The organism is Bacillus sp. ISL-77, from assembly GCF_018613105.1.
Genome location: NZ_JAGGQY010000082.1, coordinates 1 through 6,694, shown reverse-complemented (window position 1 = coordinate 6,694; position 6,694 = coordinate 1). Strand labels below are relative to the sequence as shown.

The window sequence follows — 6,694 nt, the reverse complement described above, 5'->3', positions numbered from 1 at the left end:
ATTTGTCGACAGTCTGAAAGGAACAATCATTTTTATGATTGCTCCTTTTTTATTTTTATCTTAATCGAGCTGTAACTCCACCATCAAGTGGCATTATAATGCCTGTAATCCATGATGATGAATCATCCGCAAGGAATAAAATTGCATTTGCTACATCTGCTGGAGTACCATTGCGTCCAATAGGATGAAACGCATTAAAGGTTGGTAACACTTCCGCTACTTGTTCTTCTGACATAAAAGTATTGTAAATTGGTGTTTCAACAACTGCAGGTGCTACTGCATTTACTCGAATGTTATCGCCAGCGAATTCTACGGCTAAATTTCTTGTTAAAGCATGTCTTCCTGCCATTGCAGCAGAGTATGCAGATGAAGGAGTTGCTTCCACTGCTTGAATTGCCCACATTGAACCAGTATTTACAATTGCTCCTCCTCCACGTTTTTTCATTTCTGGGATAACTGCTTGAGAAGGATAGAATGTTCCTTTAACGATTGTATCTAAATAAGATTGTACATCATCCTCTGTATGATCAAGGAATGGTGTTGGATTAAATTTCCCTGTATTATTAACTAATACATCTACACCACCAAACACTTCTACAGCTTTTTTAACCAAATTCTGCGAAGTTTCCTTTTTACTGATGTCACCAGCTACATATAAAACTTTTTTACCAGTTGGGTCAATTTCTAAAGCCGATTCCTTTAACACATTTTCTCTACGTCCATTAATAACCACGTTTGCTCCTTCTTCAAAAAACTTTTTTGCAGTGGCTTTCCCAATCCCAGTACCTCCACCAGTTACGATTACAGTTTTGTTTTCAAATCTCATTATCATTCATCTCCATTTTTATTATTTAGTTCAGTGGTTAGATTAATCACTAATTGGAAATCATTTCCAAGTTCAATTTCACCTAAAAACATATTATTGACTGTTTTTAGTTACCTTTTACTAATTCATTTACAATAGGTAACTATATTAACTAGCTACTAACAGTAAGATTTAATTTTGAAAATTTATTTCCAACTCGTGATTTGACAGAACTACTGTTCACCTTGAAAAAATTTATGCGATTAGTAATTAACTATTCAATTGAATAATTGAATAAGTGAATAATAACATCAGAATTCCAACTCGTCAATTAAATTAATTTACCTAATATTAAATATTATCCAATACTAACTCTACCCCCGACTCAATAACGAAGGTGGGTTGCATAACCAGAAAATGTGCTACAAAAATGAAAATCTTTACTACGCAGTAATTGTCTACTAATCATTAAATAATGACGGTTTTTCTAATTCCACATTACTGCTCTTTAGAGGAACAAGAAAAAAGAGCCGAAGTATCGACTCTTTGCTACTCAAGTATCCACTTAGTTTTAAAAATACTCTACAAAAAATCCCGATTTTCCTAAACAATCTGCCCTATTTTCTAACTCCACGAGACCATATCACCACTGGAATTAGTAATAAAGATAAAATCCCTCCGGTAATTGATAATGTTAGATAACTTGAACCTGCCACAATCAATCCCGACATGGCTCCACCTGTAGCCCCTGACAACGCAATTAAAACATCCACGGTACCTTGAGTTTTAGCCCGTGTGGAGGTATTAGTTGAATCGATAATAAGTGCTGTCCCACTTATCAAACCAATATTCCATCCTAATCCAAGTAAAGAAAGAGCAATTACCATAAGAACCATAGAATCTCCTGGTGCAAATGCTGCTATTAAACCTGCCAGAAGTAACGTAATTCCAGAAGCAATAGCCATTACAGTACGCCCCAACTTATCAACAAGGGCACCTGTAACAAGTGAAGGGAGATACATGGCACCTATATGAAACCCAATAACAAGACCGACTGCACCCAAGCCATGTCCATGATGCATCATATGAACTGGTGTCATTGTCATAATAGCTACCATTACCATTTGAGTAAGGACCATTATGGTTGCTCCAACGATGATTCCTCTTTTGTTTTCTGTATGTTCAGTTGTTGCCAATTGCCCTTTATTACTAGACTCTTGGTTGATTGCTTGTATTGTTCTTGCTATAACTAATGGATCTGGGCGAAGCATGATGAAAAGGACAGTACCTGCTAAGATATAGGCTGCTGATCCTAAAATGAAAGGACCAGCAAGCGATGGAACACCAATCGAAAGGGCAAAATCACCCATCACATTTACTAAATTTGGTCCTGCAACTGCACCAAATGTCGTAAAAACCATAGCAATACTAATAGCAGTTGCACGTTGTTTTTTATTTGCTAAGTCCGTACCCGCATAACGAGCTTGTAAATTTGTTGCTGACCCTGCACCATAAACAAGCAAGGAAGTAAATAAAAGGAAAACACTATTTAATATTGCTGCAAGTATGACACCTATTGCTCCAAGTCCACCGAGCATAAAACCAGCTGTCAGACCTGTACGCCGTCCATAACGTTGAGAAAGTCTCCCAACTAAAAAAGCAGCACCTGCCGACCCAAAAGTAAGTAAAGCCGAAGGAAGTCCAGCAAAAGCATCTGTACCGAGCATTTGCTGTGCAAGAAGTGCACCCACAGTCACTCCCGCAGCTAACCCTGCGCCACCCAAAATTTGTGAAATACTTACAATGAATAATGTTCGCTTGTATAACGATTTTTGTTTTTCTGAAGAATTAATGTAGCTTTGTAACCGAGCTGATTGAGCGTCTAACACTTTTACACTTTGTTTGTGTAACATTATCTAACCTACCTTTCCGAAAACAAATTCTATTCTTTTTTTTATAATCCTCCAACTAGATTTGAATCATCATAACACGCACAAAAAAACCATACAATATCATAATTGTATGGCAAACAATATTAGGTAAGATCGTTTAGCAAACGTTTAAGGATCATCAATCCTTGCGCAAGCTCTCCAAGGGTTTTTGGTGCACATACAGAAACCCTTACAGCCCGCTCTGGACAACTATTTCCAACTACAAAACGTTCAGCCGCATACACTTGTACTCCCTGCTGTGCAGCTAACGTTTCAAATTCAGCACCTGTTATCTTGCCTGGTAATAGCAACCAACGAAAGATGCCTGTCTCAACACCTTGACATGTATAGTCTGCCAAATATCGATTTACGACTTGGTTTCTAAGAATGGTTTGTTCCCGATGACCCTCAATTAAGACTTCAAATTGATTCGATACAATCATACGTGCTGTCAATTCTGCTAATAGCGGGGAAACTGTTATATTTAAATTATAAAGTGCCTTTGAAATTGGCTCCTTAAATTGACTCGGTACTGCTACATAGGCTAGTCGTAACCCTGGTGCTAATGATTTAGATAAACTTGCTATATAGATGACCTGTTCTGGGGCGAATGCTGCGACCGCTGGAAGCGGTTTTTTGTTGAGAAGATGGTACGATGCATCCTCAATAACAAACTGATTATACTTTTTGGCATTGGCTGCAATCATTTTTCGATTCTCGACCGACATAAAGGAAGCTGTCGGATTATGATAATCTGGGATTAAGTAAATGCCTTTAATATTTTCATTTTTACATGCATATTCAAAGGACGTTGGACTCATTTCATAGTTCTCTGATTTTATCGGTACTATTTGCACACTAAGCATGGCTGCAACAGTTTTTAAGCCAGGGTATGTATGATGGTCAACGCCAATGCGATCTCCAGGCTTACAAAGACTTGCCAATGTAGCAGCAATGGCATTTTGACCCCCATTTGCAAATAAAATGTGATCAACGGTTGTTTCAAACCCACCTCTTCGGATTAGCTTTATAGCTGCATCCTTTTGCCAAAGGCTTTCGCCTGCCCGACCATAACCAAACCATTTTTCATAATCTGTCTCTTGCAGCATACTTTTTAGTTGGAGCAGCAGTGGCTCGTAAGAAGCATTGTCTGGTAGTGTTGCTCCCATTTCAATCAAATGCTTCGGCTTTGTATCTTCAAGTAAATACGCATTCGATAATGCATCATACGATACAAATGTCCCACTTCCAACTGATGCACTTAACAAGCCCTTTAACTCACACACTTTAAAAGCTTTTGAAATGGTACTCAGATTTAAATCCAAATAATCAGCCAATTCTCTCTGTGGAGGAAGTTTGGTTCCAGGTAATAAAACGCCGTTTAATATATCCTGTTCCAATTGCCCTGCGAGTGCTTTATAAATAGGCTTTTGGGTTTTATCAATCGATGGCTTCCAGTTCATCGGATAGTTTTCAAAAGAATTAATTGGCATGATACGCATCCTTTTTCACACAATTATATGATTGTGCCGTTTATAAAACAATTATAATTCTCTTTTTATTTTATGCCTATTAGTGAATATACGAGTAGCCATACTTAGTAAGATTACGTCCTTAAATATAATAATCGAACCTCTTATTGCACAAACCTGCCCCTTTAGTTGAAGAAGATATTGAAGTAAAGCACCCGTTTGTTAAACAAGCACCTTCTCTTCTATTGCATTTAATCTTCTCACTTTTCAATGCAGATTACTCCCTGAGGAGTTATGCAACAGAATAATCCATCTGTTTCAAAACACCTCTCATCTCTAGATCTGAGCAGTTTTGGTATTTTCAACTCAGGTCCACATGAACAAGAGTGGCTACTTCCTAGCTTTTTCTTTTTCTTTTTTTGCATTTAAATCCCCCCTTCATATCCAATATATGCTAGAAATAAAGGAGTGCTAGTGCATAGTGAAACAACCATTAAAATTGATAGAATTTTCTTTTTTTATACATGTCTAATGGGAAATAAAGCAAACATTGCAAATCACATCATATTTTTTGTCACTAATATCAATGCAATTCTCAATGGAATTCTCTGAGTAAATAACATCAATAAACGCAAAGAAGGGATAGCTTAATGGCTATCCCTTAAATTCTCTAACGACTCCCGTTAAATAAATTTGTTGTCTGTTTTTATTGAGTGTCTTCGTCGCTTTTGTACTCCAAAATATCACCTGGCTGACAATCCAAAGTCTTACATATCGCTTCTAATGTTGAAAAACGAACCGCTTTTGCTTTCCCATTTTTCAGAATGGAAAGATTCGCAATAGTAATTCCAACCCTCTCAGAAAGTTCCGTTACGCTCATTTTTCGTTTTGCTAACATCACATCAATATTAATAATAATTGCCATATCCTCCACCTCAGACCGTCAAGTCATTTTCTGATTTTATGTTAATCGCTTCTTGCAAAAGCCGTTGGAGGATAGCAGCAAAAACGGCGATAACCAACGAAGCAAAAATGATGATGATTGCTATAAATCCAATAGGAGGGTCAACTTTCTTCGCTATAAAACGAAAGAGTGGCAAACCTAATACATACAAACCACTGATTGTAATTGCACAGCACTTTATGTTCTTTAACGCCTTTACAGATAATTCCGAGAACGCTTGGTTCTTATCAATATAGCTTAAAAGTTTAAATGCTTGATACAGAGCAAAGTAAAAAGGTATCGCTGCCGCGTATATATCGATTAAAACGAGAGATTTCATATAAGCAATGCCTGGATACAATTCTCCAGCAAAATTCCCGAACTTAGGCACCAAAAATATGCAAAATGCAAGAACTGGGATTCCTATAAAAATAACAGCTATCTTTAAAAAGAATGTCGTAACTTGTTTCATAAAAAGCACCTCGCTAATTAATTTTATATCTAATTGTTAATCATTTTTTGGTTTTAATTCTAGGATGTTTTTTATTGGCTTTTGAAGTACGTCCACAATGGCAGCGATGATACTTGTTGCCAAAATGCTCATTAGACCTAGTGATATTGGACCTGCTGGATCGTCACCTGTAACTTTAGAAAGCACCTTTAAGCTTACTATCCCTAACACAATGAAGAAAATGACTGTAAAAGCACATTTCTTTATAACCTTCAAAGATTTAAGGGATAACTCGGAGAAAGCATTGTTCCTTTCGATATACGTTAATAGTTTAAATGCTTGATACAACACAACAGAAAACGTAATACAAAATCCGTATGCACATACTAAAAAGGGGATTAGAAAGTAAGCCGTATCTGGATGTACCCTTGCATCTCTAATGGCTATCTCAGGCAACCAAATACATAAAGCAAGCACTGCAATTCCAATCAAAAAAATAATTACTTTTAAGAAAGTGGCTGAACCTCGTTTAACATTCATTTAAAACACCTCACTGATTTAATGATAAAATGACTTTAACACACAATTTATCGTTTTTCAATAAACTAATGTTGTTTTTAATTATATTATTGTTGTTATTGATATATCCTTTTAATTTTGACAAAAATAAAAAGCATTTCTCATTACAAAGAAATGCTCTTACTTTAAAATGTTGAATTTACAACTTGTTCTACAAAACTTTCAAATAGTTTCTTCTGCGAATTTCCACTACTTTGGGTTTTCTTGAGTTTAAAAAACTCCATATCTGTTCCTCCTTCATAATTCAGAGTAAAAATCACATGATAATTCACAGTTAAATTCACACTGTACAATAATTATTTCCATATTCGAGAATTGGTGTGCGAAATCCTGCTTGAATTTTAATAAAAACATCAAAGAGTGTAGTAATTTCAAGGAAAGAAATTACGTGAATTCATGTATGAATTCACGTTAAAAATGTATTGTGAAATTGATTTTTGCACCCCAAAAGAGAACCCGTTAAGCATTTACGATCCTTCTTAAACTCTTGCACCCGTTAGCCACCCATGCAGC

The 6,694-nt window shown here is 36.2% G+C and carries 6 protein-coding genes; all 6 read right to left on the bottom strand.

Annotated elements, in window-relative coordinates; translation table 11 throughout:
- Positions 1–55: 55 nt before the first annotated feature.
- Positions 56–826, bottom strand: a complete 771-nt coding sequence (locus J7E77_RS27510; RefSeq protein ID WP_214718441.1) for an SDR family NAD(P)-dependent oxidoreductase — start codon at positions 824–826, stop codon at positions 56–58.
- A 596-nt stretch (positions 827–1,422) separates the two neighbouring features.
- Positions 1,423–2,721, bottom strand: a complete 1,299-nt coding sequence (locus J7E77_RS27505) for an MFS transporter (RefSeq protein WP_214718442.1) — start codon at positions 2,719–2,721, stop codon at positions 1,423–1,425.
- A 119-nt stretch (positions 2,722–2,840) separates the two neighbouring features.
- On the bottom strand, positions 2,841–4,229 hold the full coding sequence (locus tag J7E77_RS27500) for an aminotransferase-like domain-containing protein (protein ID WP_214718440.1): 1,389 nt from the start codon (positions 4,227–4,229) through the stop codon (positions 2,841–2,843).
- A 685-nt stretch (positions 4,230–4,914) separates the two neighbouring features.
- Positions 4,915–5,133, bottom strand: coding sequence for a helix-turn-helix domain-containing protein (locus tag J7E77_RS27495; protein ID WP_214718438.1), 219 nt, complete (start codon positions 5,131–5,133; stop codon positions 4,915–4,917).
- Positions 5,134–5,143: 10 nt separating this feature from the next.
- Positions 5,144–5,623, bottom strand: coding sequence for a DUF2975 domain-containing protein (locus tag J7E77_RS27490; protein ID WP_214718435.1), 480 nt, complete (start codon positions 5,621–5,623; stop codon positions 5,144–5,146).
- A gap of 36 nt (positions 5,624–5,659) precedes the next feature.
- On the bottom strand, positions 5,660–6,142 hold the full coding sequence (locus J7E77_RS27485; protein WP_214718433.1) for a DUF2975 domain-containing protein: 483 nt from the start codon (positions 6,140–6,142) through the stop codon (positions 5,660–5,662).
- Between the last annotated feature and the right edge of the window lie 552 nt (positions 6,143–6,694).